At 61.4% G+C, this 25355-nt stretch carries 16 protein-coding genes; 5 read left to right on the forward strand and 11 right to left on the reverse strand.

The window, feature by feature from the left end:
- Positions 1 to 60: 60 nt before the first annotated feature.
- The 6 genes from GS620_RS17020 to GS620_RS17045 all read right to left on the reverse strand — a co-directional run bounded on the left by GS620_RS17020 (position 61) and on the right by GS620_RS17045 (position 5372).
- Positions 61 to 807: an SDR family oxidoreductase gene (locus GS620_RS17020; RefSeq protein WP_171117063.1), complete on the reverse strand. Its 747-nt coding sequence runs from the start codon at positions 805 to 807 to the stop codon at positions 61 to 63.
- Between the two features lie 60 nt (positions 808 to 867).
- A complete protein-coding gene (arfB, locus tag GS620_RS17025) occupies positions 868 to 1287 on the reverse strand; it encodes an alternative ribosome rescue aminoacyl-tRNA hydrolase ArfB (RefSeq protein ID WP_171117060.1) in 420 nt (139 codons plus the stop codon).
- Positions 1288 to 1551: 264 nt separating this feature from the next.
- Positions 1552 to 2196, reverse strand: a complete 645-nt coding sequence (locus GS620_RS17030; protein ID WP_171617081.1) for a queuosine precursor transporter — start codon at positions 2194 to 2196, stop codon at positions 1552 to 1554.
- 91 nt (positions 2197 to 2287) lie between these two features.
- A complete protein-coding gene (locus GS620_RS17035; protein ID WP_171617083.1) occupies positions 2288 to 3172 on the reverse strand; it encodes an esterase-like activity of phytase family protein in 885 nt (294 codons plus the stop codon).
- A complete protein-coding gene (gene mepA / locus GS620_RS17040; RefSeq protein ID WP_152459455.1) occupies positions 3145 to 4008 on the reverse strand; it encodes a penicillin-insensitive murein endopeptidase in 864 nt (287 codons plus the stop codon). The genes GS620_RS17035 and mepA overlap by 28 nt, the downstream gene beginning before the upstream one ends.
- A complete protein-coding gene (locus GS620_RS17045) occupies positions 4005 to 5372 on the reverse strand; it encodes an MFS transporter (RefSeq protein ID WP_171117052.1) in 1368 nt (455 codons plus the stop codon). Before GS620_RS17045 ends, mepA begins: the two co-directional genes overlap by 4 nt.
- Before the next feature lie 128 nt (positions 5373 to 5500).
- Here GS620_RS17045 and GS620_RS17050 point away from each other — a divergent pair, with 128 nt between their 5' ends.
- From GS620_RS17050 to yaaA, 3 genes are all read left to right on the forward strand, one after another.
- Positions 5501 to 5788 carry a YggT family protein gene (locus GS620_RS17050; RefSeq protein ID WP_008757771.1) on the forward strand — a complete coding sequence of 96 codons (288 nt, stop codon included), beginning with the start codon at positions 5501 to 5503 and terminating at the stop codon, positions 5786 to 5788.
- 76 nt (positions 5789 to 5864) lie between these two features.
- Positions 5865 to 7904: a DNA helicase RecQ gene (gene recQ / locus GS620_RS17055; protein ID WP_171617085.1), complete on the forward strand. Its 2040-nt coding sequence runs from the start codon at positions 5865 to 5867 to the stop codon at positions 7902 to 7904.
- Positions 7905 to 7937: 33 nt separating this feature from the next.
- On the forward strand, positions 7938 to 8708 hold the full coding sequence (gene yaaA / locus GS620_RS17060) for a peroxide stress protein YaaA (protein ID WP_171330492.1): 771 nt from the start codon (positions 7938 to 7940) through the stop codon (positions 8706 to 8708).
- Positions 8709 to 8798: 90 nt separating this feature from the next.
- Here yaaA and GS620_RS17065 read toward each other — a convergent pair whose 3' ends face one another.
- A complete protein-coding gene (locus GS620_RS17065) occupies positions 8799 to 11057 on the reverse strand; it encodes a response regulator (protein WP_171617087.1) in 2259 nt (752 codons plus the stop codon).
- A 116-nt stretch (positions 11058 to 11173) separates the two neighbouring features.
- Here GS620_RS17065 and GS620_RS17070 point away from each other — a divergent pair, with 116 nt between their 5' ends.
- Together GS620_RS17070 and pbpC are read left to right on the forward strand one after the other, a co-directional pair.
- A complete protein-coding gene (locus tag GS620_RS17070; protein WP_171617089.1) occupies positions 11174 to 16600 on the forward strand; it encodes an alpha-2-macroglobulin family protein in 5427 nt (1808 codons plus the stop codon).
- Positions 16601 to 16636: 36 nt separating this feature from the next.
- Positions 16637 to 18673 carry a penicillin-binding protein 1C gene (pbpC, locus tag GS620_RS17075; RefSeq protein WP_171617091.1) on the forward strand — a complete coding sequence of 679 codons (2037 nt, stop codon included), beginning with the start codon at positions 16637 to 16639 and terminating at the stop codon, positions 18671 to 18673.
- Here pbpC and GS620_RS17080 read toward each other — a convergent pair.
- From GS620_RS17080 to GS620_RS17095, 4 genes are read right to left on the reverse strand one after another with little or no spacing between them, the layout of a single operon-like run.
- A complete protein-coding gene (locus GS620_RS17080) occupies positions 18670 to 20712 on the reverse strand; it encodes a hypothetical protein (RefSeq protein ID WP_171617093.1) in 2043 nt (680 codons plus the stop codon). The two genes, pbpC and GS620_RS17080, sit on opposite strands and share 4 nt — an antisense overlap.
- A complete protein-coding gene (locus GS620_RS17085) occupies positions 20709 to 23471 on the reverse strand; it encodes a DUF4159 domain-containing protein (RefSeq protein WP_171617095.1) in 2763 nt (920 codons plus the stop codon). Before GS620_RS17085 ends, GS620_RS17080 begins: the two co-directional genes overlap by 4 nt.
- Positions 23468 to 24343, reverse strand: coding sequence for a DUF58 domain-containing protein (locus GS620_RS17090; protein ID WP_171617097.1), 876 nt, complete (start codon positions 24341 to 24343; stop codon positions 23468 to 23470). The genes GS620_RS17085 and GS620_RS17090 overlap by 4 nt, the downstream gene beginning before the upstream one ends.
- Complete coding sequence (locus GS620_RS17095; RefSeq protein WP_171617099.1) at positions 24340 to 25347, reverse strand: MoxR family ATPase; 1008 nt, start codon at positions 25345 to 25347, stop codon at positions 24340 to 24342. The genes GS620_RS17090 and GS620_RS17095 overlap by 4 nt, the downstream gene beginning before the upstream one ends.
- Positions 25348 to 25355 lie beyond the last annotated feature (8 nt).

Here is a 25355-nt window from a genome sequence, read left to right on the forward strand (position 1 = left end):
GAAAGCGCGCTGGCGCGCGCTGCCTCCGGCGGGGATATTTTTGGCCAGATGAAGAGCGGGTCAGATGCATCGGCCTCCGTCCACCTCGAGCGCGGCGCCGGTGATCATGCTGGCCTCGTCCGAACACAGGAAACAGGCGGCATTGGCCATATCTTCGGGGGTTGAGAAGCGGCCCAACGGGATGGTCGACAGGAATTTGGCACGGATTTCGGGCGTATCCTCGCCCATGAAGGATTTCAATAGCGGCGTTTCCCCGGCAACCGGGCAGATCGCGTTCACCCGCACGCCGGACGGGGCGAGCTCGACCGCCATCGTTTTGGTTGCGGTGATCATCCAGCCCTTGGAAGCGTTGTACCAGTTCAGGTTCGGGCGCGGTGACAGGCCCGCGGTTGAAGCAACATTCAGTATTGAACCCGCCCCGCGCGCCTTCATGGGTGGAACCAATGCGCGGGCGGTCAGATAGACGGATTTCATGTTCACGTTGAAAACACGGTCGAAATCCGCTTCGCTGACCTCCTCCAGCGGCGTTGGCAGGTGGGTCACACCGGCATTGTTCACAAGGATGTCCAGATGGCCGAAGGTTGAGAAAGCCGCATCCGCCATCTTTTGAACCGAAGCGCCCTCGCCTACATCGACCTGCTGGGCAACCGCCTCGGACCCAAGCCGGGTTGCGAGTTCATGCGCAGCATCGCCATTGATGTCAGCGATCATGACACGCGCGCCTTCGGCCAGGAACTTCCTTACGATCCCCGCACCAAACCCGGATGCACCGCCAGTGACGATTGCGGTTTTTCCCTCCAGCCTCATGGTGTTACTCTCCTGCACCTTTTGCAGGCCAGACTATCAACGCCCGGACGAGATGCCAGATCAATCTTCGGACACCTTGCCGCGCAGCGCCTTGACGTCGCCCCGCGCCTTTTTCGCCGCAAGCCTGCGTTTGACCGAACCATAGGTGGGTTTCGTCGCGATGCGCCGCTTGGGTTTGACCAGCGCCTTGCCGATCAGCTCGGCCAGCCTTGTTCGCGCAATTTCCCTGTTGCGGGCTTGGGAGCGTGTTTCTTCGCATTGAATGATGATCGCGCCATCCTTGGTCCATCGGCGCCCGGCCAGCCGTTTCAGCCGCGCCTTGACCGGATCGGGCAGCGAGGGTGAGCGCGCGGCCTCGAACCTCAGCTCGACCGCGGTCGAGACCTTGTTCACATTCTGCCCACCTGGACCGGAGGAACGCATGAAGCTTTCGGTCATTTCCCAGTCTTGCAAGATGATATCGTCGGTGATGCGCAACATGGGCCCGACCTTACAGGGCACGGGTGGAAACAGAAAGGGCCGCCCCTTTTGGGACGGCCCTTCGAAAGTTCAGGAGGTCGGGTCGGTTAGATCAATCGACCAGCCGGAGCGAACGCTCCGCCAAGGGCTGCCCTAGCAGGCTTTCCCCCCGGTTGTTCCGACACCTCTCTCCAATCTCTTTCTCGACACTGGATCACCTCCTTTTCTATCTGTTGCGGTTGAAAAGGATGGTGACACAACTTGTGCCACTCTCAAAGCGTTTTTTTACGCGGGCCGTGCGGTCAGGCGCGCGACGATCACCTTGAAGGGGATCAGCGCGACCAGGGCCAGCGACAGCTTCACCAGCCAGTCGGCAAAGGCCAGCGTCACCCACAGGGGCGCCTCGGGGCCTGACAGCATGAAGGGCACGGGCTCCCACGCCCAATTGATGGCCGCATCTGCATCGGCACCAAAGAAGGTGACCGAGGCCGAGAACGCGATTGTGAAGAAGATCGCTGTATCCAGCGCCGACCCGACCAGTGTGGACACCAGCGGCGCACGCCACCAGCGGCCTTCACGCATGGCGTTGAACACGGTGACGTCGGTCAGCTGCGCGATCAGGAACGCGGTTCCCGAAGCCACGGCGATGCGCAACGGCACGGCGGCGTAGGTGAAGCCGTCGCCCTGCAGCATGATCTGGCTGCCGATCAGCGAGCAGATCACGCCGGTTACGAAGCCGGCGAACACGACCTTGCGGGCCGGGCCCACGCCATAGACGCGGTTCATGATGTCGGTGACCAGAAAGGCCAGCGGATAGGTGAAGGCACCCCAGGTCAACAGCCCGTCAAAGATCAGGAACTGGACCAGGATGTTCGAGGCCACGACGATGGCGGCCATGGCAAGAATGCCGGGAATAAAGTTGCGTTGCATTTTTTGATGCCCGTTTTGACAAGGTAGCGGCGACTTGGCCAAGGGACCGTCCCAAGGCAGGCTGTGCGTTTAGACCTTCATCTGCCGCGTGTCAATCGGGCAGCAGATACTCGACCAACTCGGTCCGTTGCAGTGCCAGAAAGTTGTCATCCGAGATCATCGTGGCCCGCAAACGTCCCCGATCATCCCGCCAGATCGACAAGCCTTCGAGGTTGTCATGCGCGCCGGTTCCGGTTTCGAACAGGGTTTCCTCGGCGTTTGGCACGTCGCCTGTCAGATCCCATCGCCGCAGGCGCGAGCGAAATCCGATTGCCGTGAGGTTTCGCTCCAACACGTAGAACCGCCCATCAGGACCGAAATCAGCGGCAACCGGTTTGAACCAACCACGCTGGGGCAGAACAAATGGGGTCGACCAGGTTTGGCCATTCCAGCGATAGACGGGAATATCTCCGTCCGAGGTGCGGTTCGTTTCCGGCAGCGTATACAGCCGCCCGCGCCTGTCGATGGCCAGACCTTCAAAGGACCCGTTGTCGGCGAGATGCTGAAATGCCTGCGGGCGTGGCAATACACGCGCCTTCGTGCCCGGTGCGGGGTAATGGGCGACGCGGTGCACCCCTTCGAATGAGATATAGAATCCACCGTCAGGAGCCGCCGCAATCCCCTCGGAATCGCCAACGCCGCCGGACATGAGATGCCCGTTGCTGGACAGAACCGGCCATTGCCCCAGAATGCGAATGCCGGTGATCTCGCCATCAAGACGGTCAATGCGCGCCGTCACCAACCGTGCCCGGTCGCTCAGCGCCATCATCTGCTGCCCATTGTCCGAAATGAGCAGCGCGGAGAATCCACCGAACCAATCCGCCTTGTCACGCCATGCAAAACTGCTTTGATGTGTGGCGGTTTTTACATCCACTCCAGGGGCCGCCGTGGCCAAAAACAGTGCCGCACTTACTTGGATTGCAAGACTGAGGCGCATTGTTTCGGCAAATCGGCCAGCACATATTCCCGGCGTTTCTTGGGCGCCGGCGCGTTCGGGTCTGGCGGCGGCGGGTTCAGGATGTTACGCACCCATTGTTGAGCCTCGGCACAGCCATCGCCCTTGGGTGGTGCATCCTGGTTGACGCATCCCTTTGATCCTCTTGGGCATTTCAGGCGTACGTGAAAGTGGTAGTGATGCCCCCACCAGGGCCTGATCTTGCGCAGGTAGGCCCGGTTGCCTTTTTCATCGTTGCACATCTGTACCTTAGCCCCGGGGAAAACGAAGATACGTGCCACGCGCTTGTCCTTGGCGGCTTCGCGCAGTACCGCGTGGTGCTGTTTGGTCCAGTTGCTGTTGACATAGGCACCGTTCGAGCGGCGCAGCGATATGGACGAAATATTCTCGCGCGCCTTGCGCGACAGGCGCATGTTGTCACCCGGAAGCATCCAGATATCGATATCCAACCCCAGCTGGTGCGAGCGGTGGCCCGAAGTCATTGGCCCGCCCCGCGGCTGGCTGATATCCCCGATATAGAGACCGTTCCAACCCGGCTGTTTCGCTGCAAACCGGCTGAGGTCCTGCACGTAATCGATCGCTTCGGGGTGCCCCCAGTTGCGATTGCGCGACAGCCGCATTGCCTGCCACGTGGGCCCGGTCTCGGGCAATTGAACCGATCCGGCCGCACATCCGCGCGAATAACTGCCGAACGCCGCTGCTTTTTGTTGCGAGCTTACCTTCTGTGCCCCGAACAACTGCTTTGCCAAGGGCTGCGCTGATGCCGTATTCGCCAGCGCGGTTATTACCAATAGTGCCAAAAAACGTAGTAAAATCATCTGCTCTGATCCCCTTCAGGTCTGACCCAGCGCATCAGGAATAGACCCAGAATAAACAACAGAATGATTGGTGACACCCCTAGACGCGCACTGCCGGTTGCGGTTGTTGCAATCCCGATCAACAACGGGGCCGCAAAAGCGGTCGCGCGCCCCGACAGACCATAAAGACCAAAGCTTTCGACCGGGGTTTCGGGGTCGGTGTGGCGCACCATCATCGAACGGCTGGCCGATTGCAGAATGCCTCCCATGCCACCGATCAGCACACCACAGCCAAAGAAGACCAGGTCAGGCAGGTTGGATCCGTCAGGCAGGCCGATGCCGTAGATCTGCGTCCGGTCCATCGACACCACTGTGACGCAGACAAAAATCAATACCCAGATCGCCACCAATATCACTGGTTTCGGGCCGTATTTCTTGTCTGCCTTCCCCCCGATCCACGCAAAAACGGCCGAAGCGAGAACGCTGACGATCCCGAATACTCCGATCTTGATCAGATCCCATTCCAACACCAGCCGCGCATAGACACCACCAAAACTGTACAGCCCGTTAAGTGCGTCGCGATAGAACATGGACGAACCGAGGTAACTGGCCAGACTGACGCGATAGCGCAAGTTAGACACTGATTTCGACAACAGGCGCAGCGCCTCACCCACGCTTCCTTTCCTGTCTGTCGCCGCATCTTCGCGGACCCAAAGGAAGTACGGCACCATGAACAGAATGAACCAGATTGCCGTAAATGGGCCGACAAAACGCGTGCCTTCCCGGGTGGCGGCATCCAGACCAAAGGCGGGCACCATCCCGATCAGGGTTTTGCCGTTTGGCTGTTCCACAAACAGCGCCAGCATGATCGCCAGCGAAATCAGCCCTCCAAAATAGCCAAAGGCAAAGCCAGAGCCCGAGATCTCGCCCACTTCGCTGTCATCGCCCAGATCGGGTAGCTGCGAGTTGATGAAGATCAGCGCATATTCCGCACCTACGAAGCCGAAACCAAAAGCCGACAGCATCAACCACATGTTCGAGCCATCGGGCATCGTATACCAAAGCGCCGCAGACCCGACCGCATACATGACCGAAAAGGCAAATATCCACGGGATACGCCGCCCCGAAACATCCGCCATCGCCCCCAGCAGCGGCGCGCCAAAAGCGATGATCAACCCGGTGATCGTCAGACAGTTCGCCCAAACAGTCTGCGCGCGCGCCGCAGCCGCCTGCGCATCCAGCCCTTCATTAGTGAAATACCCGGCGGCGACGCCTGCGAAGTAGGGGCCAAAGACAAAGGTGACCAGAAGGGTATGATAGGGCTGGCTGGCCCAGTCAAAGAACCACCAGCCCCAGATGCGCCTGCGCTTGGATATTTCTGCCATCTCTGCCCCTGTTTATCGTTGCGATTATATGACTGGGCTTTAATTCAAATCGCAAGCGTTGAGTGCCAGACACTTGCTCTTTGTCGCTATGGTGCTTAGGTCTCGGCCAACTAGAATACGGAGAACCCATGCTGTCGCTGATCCAAATCCTGCTGCTGATCCTGGACATTGTCTGGTTCATCATCCTGGCCCATGTGATCATGAGCTGGCTGATCAACTTTCAGGTGCTCAACCTGCACCAACAGCTGGTCGCGCAAATCTGGTACGGGCTGAACCGCCTGTTAGAGCCTATTTATGGCCCGATCCGGCGTATCCTGCCCAACATGGGCGGTCTGGACCTGACGCCGCTGGTGGTGCTGATCGGGGTCTATGCGCTGCGGATCGTCCTCATCAACAACGCGGTCTATTTCTACTGACCTCTTGTTCCCTGATTCCGACTGTGTGATTGTCCGTTCAAGAGCAGTCAAATCTTGAAACAGGGCACCCCCGCACATGTTCGACGCCGCGCCTCTGCTGCGAGATGTCTTTGGATTCGATGACTTCCGCCCCGGGCAGGAAGAGATCGTCGATGCCGTGACCGCCGGCGAGAACGTGCTGGCGATCATGCCCACCGGGGGCGGCAAATCTCTGTGTTTTCAACTGCCTGCCCTGCTGCGCGAGGGGGTCACGGTGGTGATCTCGCCGCTGATCGCCCTGATGCGCGATCAGGTGCGGGGGCTGCAAGAAGCCGGGGTCGAGGCCGGTGCGCTGACCTCGGGCAACACCCCCGAGGAAACAGATGCCGTGTGGGCGGCGCTCGAAACCGGGCGGCTGAAACTGCTTTACATGGCGCCCGAGCGGCTGGCGGCGGGCTCGGCGCTGGGCATGCTGCGGCGGATCAATGTCAGCCTGATCGCGGTGGACGAGGCCCATTGCGTTAGCCAGTGGGGCCATGATTTCCGCCCTGATTATTTACGGATCGGAGAGCTGCGGCGCGCGCTGAACGTGCCCTTGGCCGCCTTCACCGCCACGGCGGATGCGGAAACACAGGACGAAATCGTCGAGAAACTGTTCGACGGCACACCCCCGCGCATGTTTCTGCGGGGCTTCGACCGGCCGAATATCCACCTGGCCTTTGCCGCCAAGGACAGCCCGCGCAGGCAGATCCTGGATTTCGCGGACGCCCGCCGAGGCCAGTCGGGCATCATTTATTGCGGCACCCGCAACAAGACCGAAGTTCTGGCGCAGGCGCTGCGCGAACAGGGCCACAGCGCCTGCCACTATCACGGCGGGATGGAGGCCGAGGACCGCCGCATCGTCGAAACCCGTTTCGCGCGCGAGGACGGGCTGATCGTGGTGGCCACCGTGGCTTTTGGCATGGGCATCGACAAGCCCGACATTCGCTGGGTCGCCCATGCGGACCTGCCGAAATCGATCGAGGCTTATTACCAGGAGATCGGCCGCGCCGGCCGCGATGGCGGGCCGGCCGAGACCCTGACCCTGTTCGGCCCCGACGATATACGTTTGCGGCGGTCCCAGATTGACGAGGGGCTGGCGCCACCCGAACGCCGGATGGCGGATCATGCGCGGCTGAACGCGCTGCTGGGGTTGGCCGAGGCGCTGGAATGCCGCCGCCAGACCCTGCTGGGCTATTTCGGGGAACAGGCCGCACCCTGCGGCAAATGCGACCTGTGCGATACACCGCCCGAGGTATTTGATGGCACAACACCTGTCCGAATGGCCTTGTCCGCGATTCTTCGCACCGAGGAATGGTTTGGCAGCGGTCATCTGATCGACATCCTTCTGGGGAACGAGACCGACAAGATCCGCGCCCGTCGTCATGATGGTCTGTCCACCTGGGGCATCGGCAAGGACTGGTCGCGCGCGCAATGGCAGGCGATATTCCGCCAGATGATGGGGCACGATCTGGTGCGCCCCGACCCCGAACGCCACGGGGCCTTGCGTATGACCGAGGCCGCCAAACCTATTCTCAAGGGCGAGGCAAAGATCAACCTGCGCAAGGACGCCCTGCGCAAGGCAACCCGTCGCCCCGCCGTGAAAGCCATGGTGTCCGATGAAGATGCGCCTTTGCTGTCGGCTCTCAAGGCCAAAAGACGCGCTTTGGCAGAATCCGCCCGGGTCCCTGCCTATGTCATTTTTCCGGATCGCACCCTGATCGAAATGGCGGAAAAACGCCCCATGACGCTGGACGAGATGGCCCGGATCGGCGGCGTCGGCGCCAAGAAGCTGGAACGGTATGGCGACACCTTCCTTGAAGTGATCGCGGGCGAGGCCCGGGCGTTGCACCCGGCGCGGCGCAAGCTGGCCGGTCGCGATCAGGGCGACATCTATGACCGCTTGCTGGAAGTACAGTCCCAATTGTCCCGCGGTCCCGACGGGATAGACAAGCCTCTGACCTGCTCGGCCTCGCAACTGGCAAAGGTGGCACAGATGCGCCCGGATGACCTGCGCGGGCTTGAACAGGTGCTGGGCGACCGGCGTCACGAAAGGTTTGGCACCGCCTTTCTGGACGTGCTGCGTGAGGCGGGCTAGATACACCGGGACAGGTAAGGAAAGAGGGCAGGTATGCTGGTGGTGATTTCCCCGGCCAAACGGCTGGACTGGACAGAGCGGGATGTTGAAGTCACACAACCCGATTTTCAGGATGATGCGATCAGACTATCCAAAACCGCACGCAATCTGACCCTTGGCGATCTGAAAAAGCTGATGGGTCTGAGCGATGATCTGGCGCGCCTGAACCGCGATCGCTATCGTGCTTTTTCCGACATGCCAGACGCTGATGCAACGCGCCCTGCCGCGCTGGCCTTTGCGGGGGACACCTATCAGGGTCTGGAAGCAGCTTCGCTCGATCCTGACGAACTGGCATGGGCACAGGATCATCTGCGCATCCTCTCAGGTCTCTATGGTGTCTTGCGGCCACTCGATGCGATACAGCCCTACAGGCTGGAGATGGGCAGCAAGCTGAAAACACGGCGCGGCAAAAACCTTTACGAGTTTTGGCGCGACCAGCTGAGCAAAGCTCTGAACGCACAAGGCAACATGATCGGCAGCGACGTTCTGATCAACTGCGCCAGTCAGGAGTATTTCGGCGCCGTGGACCCGAACGCGCTGAAATTGCGCGTCATCTCGCCAGTGTTCATGGAAGACAAAAACGGCACTCCGAAAATCGTGAGTTTCTTTGCCAAAAAGGCGCGTGGTGCAATGGCGCGATATGTCATTCAGCACCGCCTGACCGACCCCGATGCCTTGCTGGATTTCGATACGGGCGGTTACGCGTATCGTGCTGACCTGTCGGAAAAGGATAAACCTGTCTTTGTTCGACCTTATTCGGCCTGAGACCCTGACAGCCTGATCGATACTTCCTTCCACGGTTTTAGGCCGTGGGTCCGGGCGAGGGGCCAGCCCCTCGCGCTCCCCGGGATATTTTCAGCCAGATGAAGTGGGATCCTGTATGGGGTCACACATGGGTGCATGCTTCTGGGCGAGGTGATTGTCCATGACTTCGCTTACGCCATCCGGTTGGTTTTGCAGGATCATTTGATGAATGTGGTTTTTGCGCAGTGGTTTCGTCATGTAGTGATCCAACCCCGCGGACAGGATGCCCTGATCGTCACCGGCCATTGCATGAGCCGTCAAGGCGACGATCGGGACATGACGCCCTGTTTCGACCTCAAGCCTGCGGATTTCAGCAGTGGCCTGTTTGCCGTCCATTTTTGGCATCGATATATCCATGAAGATCAAGTCCGGGTCAAATTCCTGAAAGATCTCGACGGCTTCTATTCCATTGGACGCAAATCGCAGATCTATATGCAGGTCTTTGACCATCTTTTTCAGGATCAGCTGGTTGGTAAGATTGTCCTCGGCCGCAAGTACCTTCATGCGCCTTGTTTCCAAGACCTTGGTTTCTCGGCCGTCAGCAACGGGTTTTCGCTGCGTCGAACGACGTTCTGGCGGCGGGGTGTCCTTGAGAGCCACGAGCCTGGAATACAACTCGGCCCTGGGGATCGGTTTTTGCAACACACCGTCGATCAGTTCACGGGCTGGGTGCGTGTGGATCAGAGATGGATTTGCAGACATCACGATGACCGAAGCGTCGCCCCACCCACGGTCTTTGAGGGTGACGGCAAGATCCAAGCCATCCATATCCGGCAGATCATGATCGCACAGGACAAGTTCAATCGCGTCATGCATTTCTGCCAGCGCCTCGGCCCCTGATGCGCAAACCGTCACTTCGGCCCCCAAACGGCCAAGTTGTTTCGCCAGAATGGCCCGGTTTACGGCCAGATCCTCGACCACCATGACGTGTTTCACGCAATCCGCCAGTTTCGGAGGCTCGGGCTGTGGGCCTTCTGCCGTGGGCAGCGACACCCTGAACCCGAAACAGGATCCCCGACCCGGTTCGCTTTCGACCCAGACTGAACCGCCCATCATGGTGATCAGGCGCCTGGTGATCGCAAGACCCAACCCGGTACCTTCAAATTGACGATTGCGTTCATCTTCGACCTGATTGAACTCACCAAAAACGTGGTTGATCTTGTCCGCATCGATACCGATGCCGGTATCTTCGATGGCAACATGGATGTCGCATGTTTGAGCCTGGGCATGCGGAACGCCTGTCACACGGACCAGGACATGCCCTTCCGTGGTGAATTTGACTGCGTTGCCGACCAGATTGGTCAGAACCTGCCGTATTCGGCCCGGATCGCCCACGAAAAGGGTGGGCAGGAACAGGTCGTAATCCACAAGCAACGTGAGCCCCTTGTCACGCACGCTTGGCTGCAACAGCATCGCGATTTCAAGAATGCAGCGCTCCAGATCGAAGGGTTCAGGGTGCAGAACCAGTTTGTCTGCCTCGATCTTAGAGTAATCAAGCACGTCGTTGATGATGACCAACAATGCCTCACCCGAATTGCGGATCGTGTTGACATAGAGCCGCTGTTCTTCGTCCAGCGGAGATTCATCAAGCAGTTCGGCCATACCCACGATACCATTCATCGGCGTGCGGATTTCATGGCTCATATTGGCGAGAAAGGCTGATTTGGCCCTGTTGGCCGCTTCCGCCCGTTCGCGGGCAGCCTTCAGTTCTGTTTCGTGCCGGACCGACGCGGTGATGTTGAGCGCCAGGCTGACCACATCGCCGCCGCTGCCACGCTGATCGATCAGTCGGATGTAGTGGCCGTTCCACAGTTGCATGACGATCGGAGGTGGATTGGCCCGGTTCCAGCGTGCCTGCATTCTGGTCTGCCATTCCTCGGCTGTTTCGTCACCGGTATCGACAATTCCTTCGGTGGTCAGCAATTGCAGAATGCGCTGGTAGGAAATCCCTGGCGCCACCTCATCCAGCCCTTCAAATACGCTGAGATATGCAGCGTTTGCGCTGATGAGCCTGCTGTCGCCGTCAAAGAAAGCAAACCCGTCCTGAATGGTCTGGATCGAATGCCAAAGACGGCGTTCGGCAATTTCGATCTTGGCATGGGCGACGGTGAGATCGGATTTGACCTTTTCGTTTTCGCCGCGAACAGTTTCAACTTCGGCCTGAGTTTCACCAATACGCCTGGTCAGCGCCATGGCGTGTTGGCCCAGTTTTCGATTTGCAGCAGATAGTTCGGCCTGTTTCAAGGCAAGCATTCGTTCGGCTGCCAGACGCGCACGCCGTTCCTGTGCCAATTTGTTTGAAAGACTCATTTTGATCGATTCCGGGACGTTCGGAATTCAGCATCGCGACAGAGAATGAAAAACTGTTTAAGCCGTTGCGCTACAGGCGCGCGCCATGCAAGGTTGAGCCCAAAGAGGAGGGCACGATGCACCGCTTTGTTTTTATTTCAATGACTTACATAATTTTCCTTCTGATCCTTCCCGCTGCCGTTCTGGCGCAGAGTGCGGTGCCCGAGTTCCGCTATGTCACCTCTCGGGACACGGATTTTTACGGGTCGGATCTGGATCCGTTGTTCGACACCGATCTGAAGTCCTGTATTCAGGCCTGCTCGGCCAACGCGCAATGTACGGCGTTCACCTACAACACTCGATCCGATGCCTGCTTTCCCAAAAGTGGCGTGAACCGACAAGAGGCGTATCAAGGCGCATTGTCCGCGCAAAAGGTGCCAAGCAGCGAACAGACCCTAACCTTGGGAAAAACGCGCGCAAAAGCACTGAGCGTCCTGAGTTCTGACGATCTGGTGCACGCAAGAAAACAAGCCCGCGATCTGGGATTCCTGCACCCGGCAGGGGGGTATGACCTTCAAGCCGTTCTGGATGCGGCGCGCGACACGGGCAGTGTCGCACAAGCGATGCAGTGGACCGGTGTGGCCGTATCGCTCAGCGACAGCGCGGATCTTTGGGTGGAATATGCGCGCCTGCTGCTGGCCATGAACCCTTCGGGTTGGAACGAGCGGCGCGACCTGCGCAACCGCGCGCTGAATGCGTCGATCAATGGCTATCTGCGCGCCGAAACCCCCGGCACCCAGATCGCTGCCCTGATGACCCTTGCGGACGCCCTGGAAGAGGTTGAGCGCGGGCGCGACATGATTCCCGTTCTTCGGCTGGCCGAGCAAGTGCAGCCGCGCGAAGACGTGCTGTCCGCATTGGACAAAGCCATCGGCAAATACGGTTTCCGCGTGGTCGACAGCTCGGTCGAAAGCGATGCGGCAGCCCCCAGGATCTGTATCGAATTCTCGGAATCACTGGTCAAGGCCGGGGTTGACTATGATCCCTTCGTTCAACGTGACGCCGACGGGCTGGTCGTGCAGGCCAAGGACAGCCAGCTTTGCATCGATGGGGTCGCGCATGGCCAGCGTTATCGCCTGACGCTGCGCGAAGGCTTGCCTGCCGCCTCGGGCGAAGCACTGAATCGCAGCATCGAACTGACCCATTATGTACGCGACCGGACGCCTTCGGTTCGGTTTCCAGGGCGCAGCTATGTCCTTCCGAAATCTGCCGACGCGGCCTTGCCCGTCGAAACGGTCAATGTCACCGAACTTGACCTGACACTGCGGCGGGTCAGCGACCGGAACCTGTTGCGTGCCGTGCAACAGGATTTTTTCGGTCGCCCTCTCAGCGAATGGCAGGAGGAAGAATTCTCGGACCAGATTGCCCAGGACATCTGGACGGGTACTGCCGAGGTTTCAAACCGGTTGAACCAGACCATGACGGCACGTCTTCCCATGGCCGAAGCGATCTCGGATCAACCTGCGGGTATCTATGCATTGACCGCCCGGGTTCCGGGGGCCGATCCCTATGACGATCCCGGCGCAACGCAATGGTTTGTGCTTTCTGATCTGGGGATCAGCACCGCCTTGGGCACTGACGGGCTGCACGTGACCGTGCGCGGGCTAAGCGACGCGGCACCGCGCGAGGGTGTCGAAGTTTCGCTGGTCTCTGGGGCGAATGCTGTCATCGCATCGGCACAGACCGATGAAACCGGCTATGTAAGGTTCGATCCGGGCCTGACACGCGGCAAAGGGGCCAGCGCGCCTGCTCTGGTGACGGCGGCAATCGATGATAGCGATTTCAGCTTTCTCTCGCTGACCGATCCTGCCTTTGACCTGTCGGATCGCGGCGTTGAAGGGCGCGCACCGGCGGGGCCGGTCGATGTCTTCCTGACAACCGACCGAGGTGCCTATAGGGCCGGCGAAGTGATCCATGTCACCTCCCTGTCCCGCGATGGCAAGGCGCAGGCCATCGAGGGCCTGCCTCTGACGGCGATCCTGTATCGCCCGGACGGGGTGGAATACCGCCGGTCTGTCTCGGATCGCGGTGTTGCCGGGGGCCATGTCTTTGCCCTGCCCGTGGCCGCAGACGTACCGCGCGGCGCATGGAAGATTGAAATCAAATCCGATCCCAAGGGCGATGCGCTAGCGCGTCAGACCGTTCTTGTCGAGGATTTCCTGCCCGAGCGTATCGATTTCGAACTGACCCTGCCCGACGCACCCTTGCGCCCCGGCGACAGTCCACCGCTCGCGATCGACGCGCGCTATCTGTTTGGAGCGCCGGGGTCGGACCTGAGCATTGACGGGCAGGTCATCGCCCGCCCGGCGGACACGGTCCCGGGCTACGACGGGTATCGCTTTGGCCGCTATGATGCAGAAACCTCGATCAAGAGCACATATTTCGGAGACACGCGCACAGACGCAACCGGGCACGCGACCATGGCGGTCAAAATCCCCGTGTTAGAGACTGAGGGAAAGCCAATCGAGGCCGAAATCATCGCCCGGCTTGCCGATGGCTCAGGCCGCCCGGTCGAGCGTCGCCTGACCGCGCCCGTCCTGCCGCCGCACCCTGTTATTGGTGTCAAACCTCTGTTCGACGAAGTCATCCCGGAAGGCACCGAGGCTGCATTCGAGATCGTTGGCCTGTCTCCTGAGCTGACGCCCATTCCTATGCGTCTCCGCTGGACGCTGAACAAGATAGAAACGCGCTATCAGTGGTACCAGCTTCACGGCGACTGGAACTGGGAACCGACAACGCGCCGCAGCCGTGTCGCCACCGGCGAGGTAGACGTCTCCTCTGACCCTCTGATGCTGACCCAACCGGTGGAATGGGGGCGCTATGAACTGGTGGTGCAGCGAGTTGACGGAACATATTCCGAAACCGCCGTCGATTTCTATGCGGGCTGGTATCAGGCCGCCGATGCATCGACCACGCCGGACCGGCTTGAAATGTCGTTGGATCGCGACAGCTATCACATCGGGGATACGGCGCAGTTGCGGATCGTGCCCCACATGGCCGGTGTCGCTCAGATCGAAGTCCTTTCGAACCGTCTGATCCACCGCCAGATCGTGGAGGTGCCCGAAGGGGAAACTCTGATCCCGATTGAGGTGACCCAGGATTGGGGCGCCGGGGCTTATGTCACCGCAACCGTGATCCGCCCAATGGATGTTGCAGCCGGTCGGAACCCGGCGCGGGTGATGGGCGTGGCCCATGCCAGCATCGATCCAGGGGACCGCAGACTTTCCGTAATTGTCGATGTGCCCGAGGTCACCGCACCTCGTCAGACGCAAAAAGCCCGTATCAGGGTCGAAAATACCGTGGGCGATGAGCCGGTCTGGCTGACGCTGGCCGCCGTCGACGTGGGCATTCTGAACCTCACCGGGTTCAAAAGCCCGGACCCGCAAGGATACTATTTCGGGCAACGCCGCCTGGGTGTTGATCTGCGGGATGTCTACGGGCGACTGATCGACGGCATGAACGGAACCATGGGCACAGTGCGCTCGGGCGGCGACAATGACAGCGGGATGCGTCGCCAGTCTCCGCCACCGACACAAGACCTGATGGCCGTGTTCAGTGGCCCGGTCGAGATCGGCGCGGATGGAGAGGTTGAGATCGACATTCCCCTTCCCGCCTTCAACGGAACCGTCCGGTTGATGGCTGTCGCGTGGTCGCGCAAAGCCGTCGGTCAGGCCGAGGCTGAAATGATCGTCCGCGACCCGGTGGTCGTCACCGCCAGCCTTCCGCGCTTCCTTGCCCCGGGCGATCAAAGCCGGATGCGTCTTGAGATCGTCCATGCAGATGCCACATCCGGAGAAATGGCACTTGGCCTGACCGCCTCCGATGGTTTGGAACTGGGCGCGGCACCGGCCAGCTTTGTGCTGGAGGACGGTGGCAAGGCGGTTTTCGAGATCCCGATCACGGCCAGCGCCATCGGCGATCCTGAAATCAGCGTATCGATCACCACACCTGATGGACGGGACCTGTCGCAAACCCTGCGAATGCCGGTGCGGGCCAATGATCCGGTGATTGCACAGACGCGGCGTTTTGCCTTGGGCGCAGGCGATAGCTTCCTGTTTTCGCAGGATGTGTTTGACGGGTTCCAGCCGGGTTCAGCCAAGGCCATCCTGTCCACCGGAGCGTTGGCCAAATTCGACACGCCCGGTCTGCTGGATCAGCTGAACCATTACCCCTATGGCTGCACCGAACAGATCACCAGCAAAGCGCTGCCGTTGCTGTACCTGTCATCCGTTGCGCAAGCCACGGGGCTGGGGGATGGCCCGGTTGTGGATCAACGCATCGCCGATTCGATCCGCAGTATCCTGACCCGTCAGGCCGCAAACGGCGCCTTTGGCCTGTGGCGCGCAGACAGCGGGGATTTCTGGCTGGACGCCTATGTGACCGATTTCCTGTCCCGTGCCCGCATTCAGGGGCATCCCGTGCCGGACCGGGCGTTTGCTCAGGCGATGGACAATCTTCGGAACAGGGTCAATTACGCGCCTGATTTCGACGAAGGCGGTCAGGACATCGCCTATGCCCTGATGGTTCTTGCGCGGGAAGGCGCGGCATCGATGGGCGATCTGCGCTATTACGCGGATGTCAAAGGGGATGCCTTCGACACCCCTCTGGCGGCGGCGCAATTGGGCGCAGCTCTGGCCTCTTACGGCGACCAGACCCGCGCGGATGCGATGTTCAACCGTGCCGCGCGGATGCTGGATCGGCAACAGAACCAGCAACAGAACGTCTGGCGCGCTGACTACGGCACCCAACTTCGGGATGCAGCGGGCTTGTTGAGCCTTGCAGTGGACGCGGGCAGCGAGGCGATTGACCGCGATGCTTTGATCCAATGGGTGAGCACGGGCCGCACGCCGCTGTCCACTCAGGAGGCCACGTGGTCATTGCTGGCGGCGCACGCGCTTGTGTCTGACCCAACGGGATCGGGCTTGATGGTCAACGGGGCGCCGGTTTCCGGTCCGTTCGTGAAAGTTCTGCAATCCGGACAGGCGGACGAGATCAACGTCACGGGCGCCGACGATCAGGCGACGGATATCACCTTGACGGTCACAGGCATCCCTGAGGTTCCTCCCGAGGCAGGCGGCACCGGCTATGCAATCGAACGGCGGTATTACTCGATGGATGGTGATCTGATCGATTCAGACAGCTTTGCCGTGGGTGATCGGTTCGTCACCGTATTGCAAATAACACCGTTCGAAAACGGCGGCGCGCGGCTGATGGTGAACGATCCACTGGCCGCCGGGATCGAGATTGATAACCCAAGCTTGCTGCGCTCGGGCGATGTCCGATCGCTGGACTGGCTGGATCTGTCCGACGCCACCCATACCGAGTTCCGCTCGGACCGGTTCCTGGCCGCCGTTGATTTGTCCGGTCGTGAAACCGTGACGCTGGCCTACGTGGCGCGCGCCGTGACACCTGGCGTGTTCCATCATCCGGCGGCCTCGGTCGAGGACATGTACCGCCCGCGGAACCGGGCGCGGACATCTACCGGACAGGTCGAGATCCAGTGACCGGCCTTGCGCCATACCCTTGTTTGGGCGGTCGACATGCCTAGGCGGTCGCGGCTCTTGTTTGCGCTGGCCGGAGCACTCTATCTGACGGCACTGGCACGGGATGGTGTTGACCGCTGGGTCGATGCCACAACGCTGCCTTCCGTTCTGGCTGAAACTTCGGTCGAGATGCGGGACCGGAATGGCGAGCTTTTGCGGGCGTTTCCAGTCGAGGATGGCATCTGGAGGCTGCGGCCCGGCGCAGTTGACCCGGATTTCATCGCTATGCTGATCCGGTACGAGGATAAACGGTTCTGGACCCACGCCGGAGTGGACCTCATCGCGATGCTGCGGGCTGCCGGGCAAAGCCTGTGGAACGGGCGTAACGTGTCGGGCGGGTCTACCCTGACCATGCAGGTGGCGCGGTTGATCGAAGATGGCCCAACCGGGCGCTGGAGCGGGAAATTTCGCCAGATCAGAGTCGCATTGGCGTTGGAGCGGCGTCTGAGCAAACAGCAAATCCTGAACCTTTATCTGACCCATGCCCCCTATGGTGGCAATCTGGAAGGGCTCCGTGCCGGCGCCCGCGCGTGGTTTGGAAAGGACGCCACGCGGCTGACGCCCGCGCAAAGCGCCCTGTTGGTTGCATTGCCGCAATCCCCCGAGGGCCGGCGCCCGGATCGCAAGCCCGAGGCTGCCCGGCAGGCCCGCGACCGGGTTCTGAACAGGCTGGTGCGCCACACCGTCCTGACCGATGCCCAAGCGCGTGCGGCCATGACCGACCCCCTTCCGGATCGGATGAATCCGTTTCCGCGCATTGCACCCCATCTAACTGACCGCGTGAGGCGGCAAGCACCCGCAATCCAGGCCTTCGATCTGACACTGGATGCCGGATTGCAGGCCCGGTTGGAAACCTTGGTGGCACAGACCGCCAACCGCGTCGGACCACGCGTTTCCGGGGCTCTGATCGTGGCCGACCATCGCGGCGGCGAGGTTCTGGCATCAGTCGGATCTGCCGGGTACCAAGATGCCCGTCAGGGGTTCGTGGATATGACCCGGGCCGTACGATCGCCCGGATCGACCCTGAAACCTCTGGTCTACGGGCTGGCCTTCGATCAGGGGCTGGCCCATCCCGAGACCCTGATCAGCGACAGCCCCGTGATGTTTAGCCGATACGCACCGCGCAATTTCGACGGCGCCTTCCGTGGCGATGTCCGGGTGCGGGACGCCCTACAGCTGTCGCTGAACATCCCCGTAGTGCGCCTGACGAATGAGCTGGGGCCCGCTCGGTTGATGACGGCTTTGCGGTTGGCCGGGTCAGAGCCACGTCTGAATGGCGCAACACCCGGATTGGCGATTTCTTTGGGTGGCGTGGGGTTGAGCCTGCACGATCTGGTACAGGTTTACACCACTCTGGCAGCTGGCGGTACAGGCCCGATCCTGCATCATGACGTTCTGGCAGACGCCCGGCGCACCCGGCGCGTTCTGTCGGAAACCTCGGCCTGGCAGGTTTCGGACATTCTGGCCGGGCTTGCGCCACCGGCAGGCGGTGCAACAGGGTCGCTGGCCTACAAGACCGGCACGTCTTATGGCCACCGCGATGCCTGGGCCATCGGCTTTGACGGGCAGCACGTCATAGGGGTCTGGCTGGGCCGCGCCGATGGAACGCCTGTTCCCGGTGCATTCGGCGGCGACCTTGCCGCACCCCTGTTGGCCGAGGCTTTCAACCTGTTGAAACCCGAGCTCACGCCCCTGCGCCCGCCGCCGCCTTCGACCCTGCTTGTGGGCGCGGCCCAATTGCCTCAGCCGTTGCAGCGATTTCGCCCCCGCACGACGGCTTTCAAGGATGATCCCTCGGCGCCGGACCTGCTGTTCCCGCCCGATAACGCCGTGTTAGAGACGTCAGGAGCACCTCTGACAGTCAAACTGCGTGGCGGCGTCGGGCCGTTTTCCGTTTTGGCGGATGGCGTGCCGGTGCTGACCGGGCAGCGGCGACGAGAGTTCGAAATCCCCAATCCGGGGACCGGCTTCACCTCACTTGTCGTGGTGGATGCGCAAGGTCAATCCGACAGGGCGTCAATCAGGATCGATTAGCGCCGCCCCTCGCGCAGCCAACCGCCCAACAGGAAACCTCCCGCCAACAGCAAAACCAGCCAAGGTGGCAGCAGACCCGCCTGGGTAACATCCCGAGTCTCGTAGGCATCGCGCGGGGTCAGACCGATCCAGCCCCGACCAGCCGCCGGGCGCCCGGCGCGCACGTTGCGGATCGACGGCAACCCATCTTCCACCCGGATCACGCCGCCCCGCATGCCGGCCAGAACCGGTTCAAGAACATCCCCCGTTGCGATGGTGCGTTCAAACTCCTTCGGCGCGGCGGGACCAAGCCCGATCACGGCCATGTGGTCACCTTCCTGCAAACGGTAAAGACCAATTTCGGGCCCATAGTATTGCGCTTCGAACCGCCCCGGAGAGACCTCTTGCAAGGTGATTTCCAGCGTTTCGCCGTTCGGGCGCGTCACAGTCACCGGACCCACATCATCCCCAAGCGTCTGTCGAATGATGCGCATGGATTGGCCGTTGGCTTCGGCCCACAGCGCCTCCTCCTCGAGTTCGGGTTCCTTCATCATCCAATGGGCCAACCTGCGCAAAAGCTCCAGTTGCGGGCCGCCGCCTTCAAAGCCACGGCTCCACAGCCAGGCGTGGTCCGATGCCAGCATCGCAACACGCCCTTCTCCCACTCGGTCCAGAACCAGCAGGGGGCGTTCGTCAATGCCCGTCATCAGAACCTCGCCCGAGCGATGGTTCACATCGATCTGGCGCAACCAGGCCCCCCAATCCTCGGAATCGCCCAGATTTGTTGTCACCGGATGGCGCTGACCCAACTCGCTGACCTTCGGAACAAAGCGTTCCTCGAAGACACGCGCGGAAGGTTGCGCCGGCAGGATCGGCGCCAGCGGCGACCGGAAAATGCTGTCAGCTCCGGCGAAATCGGGACCGGCCGCAATCAGAACCGCGCCGCCGTCATTGATATAACTGGTGACGTTGTCCAGATAGATCGCAGGCAGGATGCCGCGCCGCTTGTAGCGGTCGAATATGATCAGATCGAAATCGTTGATCTTTTCCAGAAACAACTCGCGGGTCGGGAAGGCGATCAAAGACAATTCGTCCACCGGCACGCCATCTTGCTTCTCGGGCGGGCGCAGGATGGTGAAATGCACCAGATCGACCGAGCTGTCGGATTTCAGCAGGTTGCGCCATGTGCGCCCGCCCGGATGAGGTTCACCCGAGACCAGCAGAACGCGCAGGCGATCCCGAACGCCGTTCATTTGGATCAGCGCGGTGTTGTTGCGGTCGGTCAACTCGCCTTCGGCCAGGGGCACGGAAAACTGGATCACGTTGCGCCCGCCATGAGGCAGGGTGACAGGCAGTTCGACATCCCGACCGATTGGAATACTCAGCTGCTGAGGCTCACCACCATCCACGGAAATCTCCAGCGGCGCTGTCGCGGCACCCGCGGGGGCTGCTCCGCTGTCTTCAACGCGCAGGGTCAAAGTCACCGATTCACCGATGATGGCAAAGGCAGGCGCATTTCGGACGATAAGCCGGCGATCCCAGTCGTCCGCACGCCCGGTTTGCAGCAGATGCATCGGCGCCGGCAATTCCGGGGCCTGATCGGCATCGTGCACGATCCCGTCCGATATCACCAGAATGCCTGCGATGCGCGCACGCGGTTCTTCGGCCAGGGCCTCATTCAGGGCGGCCATGACCTGCGTGCCCTCATCCCCGTCACCGTCGCCGACCCGAATGCGGCGCAGTTCCGTATTGTCCCGCGCCTCGATCTCGGCGGCCAGATCTTCGGCGGCCTGCGCAGTCTGTTCGGCCCGGTCCGAAAGTGTCTGGCTGGCGCTTTCATCCTCGATCATCAAAACGATATCCGTCAGCGGCGCGCGGTCCTCGACTTGATAGACCGGACCGGACAGTGCCGCGACGACAACCAGGGCCGCCAATCCCCGCAGGGCCCAGCCCGACAAACCGCGCCACAAGGCCAGAGCTACTCCGACAGTGGCAATCGCCCCCACAGCAGCCAAAAGCGGCCACGGGATCAGAGGGTCGAATATGACGGTTCCGGTCATTGTCCCAACCTGTCCAAAAGGGCGGGCACGTGGACCTGATCGGATTTGTAATTCCCGGTCAGCACGTGCATCACCAGATTGACGCCAAAACGATCGGCCAGTTCGCGTTGCCGTTCCCCGGCATACCCACGACCGACAGGCAAAAGGGCCTGGCCGTTGCGATCCACGGCCCAGGCCCCGGCCCAGTCATTGCCGCCGATAACCACCGGTGTCACGTTGTCATTGAGGTTTCGGAAAGGCATCCCTTCGATCTGTTCTGCATCCCCGGGTGCAGCTTCGACCCAGACTTCTGCGCCGGAATAGCGGCCCGGGAAATCCTGGAGCAAATAGAATGTTCTGGTCAGGACGTGATCGCGGGGAATCGGCTCTAATGCAGGGATATTCAGCGGTCCGGCCAGTTGCTGCAACTTGCGGCCATTCGGACTGGATGCGCCGAAACCGGCAATATCCGCATCGCGCGTATCAAACAGGATCATCCCACCCGAACGCAAATAGGCGTTCAGTTTGATATACGCCTCGGCCGAAGGTTGCGGCTGGTTCGGCGTAATGGGCCAGTAGAGAAGCGGAAAGAATGCCAGCTCGTCTCGTTCCAGATCAACGCCGATTGGGTCCGCCGGTTCGACAGAGGTGCGAAAGAACAGGGTTTGCGCCAAGCCGCGCAATCCGGCCTCGGCAATATCGTCCACCTGCGCCTCACCGGTCAGCACATGCGCCAGCACAAGCTCGTGCGTTGCGGCAAGGGCAAATTCGGTATCTTCGGGCGTCTGCGCCTGTACGTCCGGCACCAGCAGAAAAGCGGCCATCGCGGCAGCCGCCGTTCGCGCCAGACCCAGCCTGCCCGACAAGGCCAGCGAGGCAATCACGTCAACCGTCAGCAAGATCAGTGCGAGGCTTAGTAACAGGCCACCAAGCGGGGTTTCCGTGCTGACCTCCTGCCCTTTGATCGGCACATTGGCGGGCCAGGTCACCGGGCGCAGCTCGGTTTCTTCCGAGACCACGTTCAATGCCAGCTTCTGCTTGCCGCTTTCATAGAGACCCGGACGCAAATCTGGCCCGATCCGGCCCGAGATCAGCTGAACGCCATCCACACCGGCCAGGGTTCCGGCATCTGACAGGGCGCCAAACCCGTCCATAATCTGAACCGGCTCCCACGTGGTGCCTTGCAGTTGCGATTCTTGCCGCGACTTGGCTGCCGAAGCCACGGCCAAACGATCCAGCATCTCGACGAATAGGCCCGACAACGGCAGGCTGGACCATTCGGCATCCGCAGTGACGTGAAACAGCACCACCTGCCCAAGCCCCAAAGCCTTGCGTGTCACCAACGGAGTCCCGTCGGACAGCGAAGCAATCACGCGATCCGCCAAGTTAGGGTCTGGTTGAGCCATGACTTGGGTCGAAACAACCACGTCCTTTGGGATATCCAGGCCGAAAAACGGAGAGCTTTCGGGGAATGGAGCCAGCGTCTTGGCTTCGCCCCAGCTCATCGCACCGCCGACGGATCGCCCACCGCTGCGCAGCCGCGCCGGCAACAGGGTGTCTTCGGTATCCCTGCCCAGATCGCTGGCCGCCATGCGTGGACCGGCAAAACGCAGCAGAAGCCCGCCCTGTTCGACCCATTCGATCAAAGCGGCCTCTTCCGGCTCCGACATCTGCGCCACGTCCGACAGGACGATCACATCCGGGTTGGCGGGCAGAACCTCAAGCAGGCCGCCATCGACAAAATCCGCGGTCGGGACCAGGACCTGCGTCAGGTAATGCAGGGGTGACAACAGCTCCAGCCCTTCACGGTTGCGGGTTCCGGCAATCAGCGCAACCTCGCGCCGGCGCAGACTGTCATCGGTCAAAGTCACGGCCCCGGCGGACCTTTGGCCCTTAATTTCAAACCGCGTGATACGGGCGCGCAATTCCGACGGCAGCGCCAGATCGGCCTGCGCCGTGGTTTCGCCGGCTTCAAGGGTCAGCTCAACGGAATGCAGCACCCGGGCCGTACCCGCCGGATCACGGCCTTGCGCCAGTACCGTCACGCGGTCTTCCGGTCCGGGGCCCGCGCGCTGAACGGTCAATTGGATCAGCCCGTCCTGGTAGGCCGCAGGCCGGATCGCAACGGGCCGGGACGCCGCCTGATAGACCGTCACATCTCCGCGCGCCTGAAGGCTGGACACCAGTTCAGCGTGGTCTGCATAGTCCAGCCTGTCACTGAACCAATGTGTATCAAATCCGCCGTCAACGGCGTTCAACGCGGCAATGGTCTGAGCAATCTGATCCGCATTCGGCTGCCAGGGGTTCGGGGTCAGCCCAGGCAAACGCCCGCGCCACGCTTCCGCAGCCTGAAATACCGGTGTTTCCGGCTCTGTCAGGCGCAAAATCGCAACCGTTCGGCCCGCGCGCCCGGCCTCCGACAATTGCGTGTCGATTTGGTCAAGTGTCGCCGGCCAGCGCGCGGCCCCGGCCCAACTGGCGTCCAGCACCAGCAGCAGCGGCCCGGTTCCGGTTTCATCCCGTGACGGGTTCAGAACCGGCCCTGCCAGCCCGATGATGATCGCAGCCGCCGCCAGCATCCGCAGCAGCAGCAGCCACCATGGGGTGCGGTCGGATACGCTTTCGTCATCTTTCAGGCCCAACAGCAGCGTGACCGCCGGGAACAAGCGGCGGATCGGTGCGGGCGGAACCGCGCGCAGGATCAGCCACAGGATCGGCAGGGTCAGAAGACCCAGCAACACCCATGGCGCGGTAAAGCCGATGCCCGCCAGAACCGTCATCGCGTGCCCCCATCCAAGGCCCGATAAAACCATAACAGAGCCGCTTGCGCGCTGTCGCCCGTGTGGTGCAGGCCCAGTTGCCAACCCGTCGCTCGGCACAGTTGCCTCAGCGCGTCCTTGCGGTGCGCCAGGCGTTCCAGATAACGGTCCCGCAGCTCGGCAGCCTTGAGCGTTTCGTGTCGGACAGACCCTCCGACGCTTTCGAAAATGGTGCGCCCGCGATAGGGAAACGACTCCTCACCCGGATCCAGCACTTGCAGAACCACGCCGCGCACGCCACGGTCGGCGGCTTTGGTCAAGGCAAGTTCAACCTCATCCATGGGGCCCAGAAAATCCGAGATGAACACGGCGCGGGCATGAGGGATCATGGCGCGGTGTTCGGGCGGGGCGTAATCCGCTTGATTATCCTCGGACCAGGCCTGCGCCAGCCGGATGATCTGCGCATTGCCGCGCCGGGGCGGCAAGGTGGTGCCGGTCAGACCTACGCGTTCACCGCCGCGCACCAGAAGGATGGATGTCGCCAGCCCCAACAGCCGCGCGCGATCCGCTTTGGTCGGCAGGGTCTTGTCGGACGCAAACCGCATCGAAGCCCCCTGATCGACCCATAACATCACGGATTGCGCGATCTGCCATTCCCGTTCACGTACGAACTGCTGATCCCCCCGCGCCGAGCGGCGGTGATCGATCATGCGACGGCTGTCGCCGACCTGCGCCGGGCGGTATTGCCAGAAATCATCCCCCATCCCGGACCGCCGTCGACCGTGGTCGCCCAGCAGAACGGTTCCGGCCAAGTGCTCGGCCCGCGCCAAGAGGGGCGGCAGCCGTGATGCCTCGGCTTCGGATCTCTCGCGAAGGGTCAGCTCGGCATTCACGCCGCGGCCTCGGTCCGGATCAGCCCGACAGCGGTCGAGTCAATCAGCTCTGCAAGGCTGTCACCACGCGCCCTTGCCGCAAAGTTCAGTGCCATCCGGTGGCTGAGCACCGGGCGCGCCATATCCAGAACATCCTCGGCATTTGGTGCCAGGCGTCCCTGCAACATGGCACGCGCCCGCACCGTCATCATCAGCGCCTGCGCGGCACGGGGGCCCGGACCCCAGGCCACGGTTTCGGCAACCCGTTCGGACACACCGGGTTCTTCGGGGCGGAAGGCCCGCACGAGATCAAGAATCAGTTCAACGACAGATTCTCCGACCGGCATCCGGCGCAACAAGACCTGCGCAGCCAGCAACTCTTCCTTGCTGAAAATCTGATATGCCTCTTCCTCTTCAACCCCGGTCGTGGCCAGCAGGATATCCCGCTCGGTCTGGCGGTCGGGGTATTCGACGTCAATCTGTACCAGGAACCGGTCAAGCTGGGCTTCGGGCAGCGGATAGGTGCCTTCCTGCTCAATCGGGTTTTGCGTTGCCAGCACGTGGAACGGCGTACCCAATGAACGGTCCTCGCCTGCCACGGTAACGGTGCGTTCCTGCATCGCCTGCAACAGTGCCGATTGTGTCCGCGGGCTTGCCCGGTTGATTTCATCCGCCATTAACAACTGACAGAAGATCGGGCCGGGAATGAACCGGAAATGCCGGCTGCCATCGTCGGCAGTGTCCAGAACCTCGGACCCAAGAATATCGGCGGGCATCAGATCGGGCGTGAACTGAATGCGGCTGCCATGCAGGCCCATCACCGTCGACAGAGTCTCGACCAGGCGTGTCTTGCCCAAACCCGGCAGACCGATCAACAGGGCATGGCCGCCGCACAGCAGCGCGGTCAGCGTCAGGTCCACGACCCTCTCCTGCCCGATGAAGCGGCGGGTGATCGAGGCCTTGGCCTCTTGCAGCTTGTTTTCCAGCGCTTCGATCTCGGCTACGAGGTCGGCAGGTTCGGTCATGACTTTCC

It is taken from the genome of Ruegeria sp. HKCCD6428 (genome assembly GCF_013110595.1).
Classification (GTDB): Bacteria; Pseudomonadota; Alphaproteobacteria; order Rhodobacterales; family Rhodobacteraceae; genus Ruegeria.

What these genes read in the sequence shown, in the direction of transcription:
- pbpC (WP_171617091.1), top strand. Translation starts at nt 16,637, where the DNA reads ATGCCTAGGCGGTCGCGGCTCTTGTTTGCGCTGGCCGGAGCACTCTAT.
- GS620_RS17030 (WP_171617081.1), bottom strand. Translation starts at nt 2,196, where the DNA reads ATGCAACGCAACTTTATTCCCGGCATTCTTGCCATGGCCGCCATCGTC.
- GS620_RS17065 (WP_171617087.1), bottom strand. Translation starts at nt 11,057, where the DNA reads ATGAGTCTTTCAAACAAATTGGCACAGGAACGGCGTGCGCGTCTGGCA.
- GS620_RS17085 (WP_171617095.1), bottom strand. Translation starts at nt 23,471, where the DNA reads ATGACGGTTCTGGCGGGCATCGGCTTTACCGCGCCATGGGTGTTGCTG.
- GS620_RS17035 (WP_171617083.1), bottom strand. Translation starts at nt 3,172, where the DNA reads ATGCGCCTCAGTCTTGCAATCCAAGTAAGTGCGGCACTGTTTTTGGCC.
- GS620_RS17070 (WP_171617089.1), top strand. Translation starts at nt 11,174, where the DNA reads ATGCACCGCTTTGTTTTTATTTCAATGACTTACATAATTTTCCTTCTG.
- GS620_RS17080 (WP_171617093.1), bottom strand. Translation starts at nt 20,712, where the DNA reads ATGACCGGAACCGTCATATTCGACCCTCTGATCCCGTGGCCGCTTTTG.
- recQ (WP_171617085.1), top strand. Translation starts at nt 5,865, where the DNA reads ATGTTCGACGCCGCGCCTCTGCTGCGAGATGTCTTTGGATTCGATGAC.
- GS620_RS17045 (WP_171117052.1), bottom strand. Translation starts at nt 5,372, where the DNA reads ATGGCAGAAATATCCAAGCGCAGGCGCATCTGGGGCTGGTGGTTCTTT.
- arfB (WP_171117060.1), bottom strand. Translation starts at nt 1,287, where the DNA reads ATGTTGCGCATCACCGACGATATCATCTTGCAAGACTGGGAAATGACC.
- GS620_RS17050 (WP_008757771.1), top strand. Translation starts at nt 5,501, where the DNA reads ATGCTGTCGCTGATCCAAATCCTGCTGCTGATCCTGGACATTGTCTGG.
- GS620_RS17020 (WP_171117063.1), bottom strand. Translation starts at nt 807, where the DNA reads ATGAGGCTGGAGGGAAAAACCGCAATCGTCACTGGCGGTGCATCCGGG.
- mepA (WP_152459455.1), bottom strand. Translation starts at nt 4,008, where the DNA reads ATGATTTTACTACGTTTTTTGGCACTATTGGTAATAACCGCGCTGGCG.
- yaaA (WP_171330492.1), top strand. Translation starts at nt 7,938, where the DNA reads ATGCTGGTGGTGATTTCCCCGGCCAAACGGCTGGACTGGACAGAGCGG.
- GS620_RS17095 (WP_171617099.1), bottom strand. Translation starts at nt 25,347, where the DNA reads ATGACCGAACCTGCCGACCTCGTAGCCGAGATCGAAGCGCTGGAAAAC.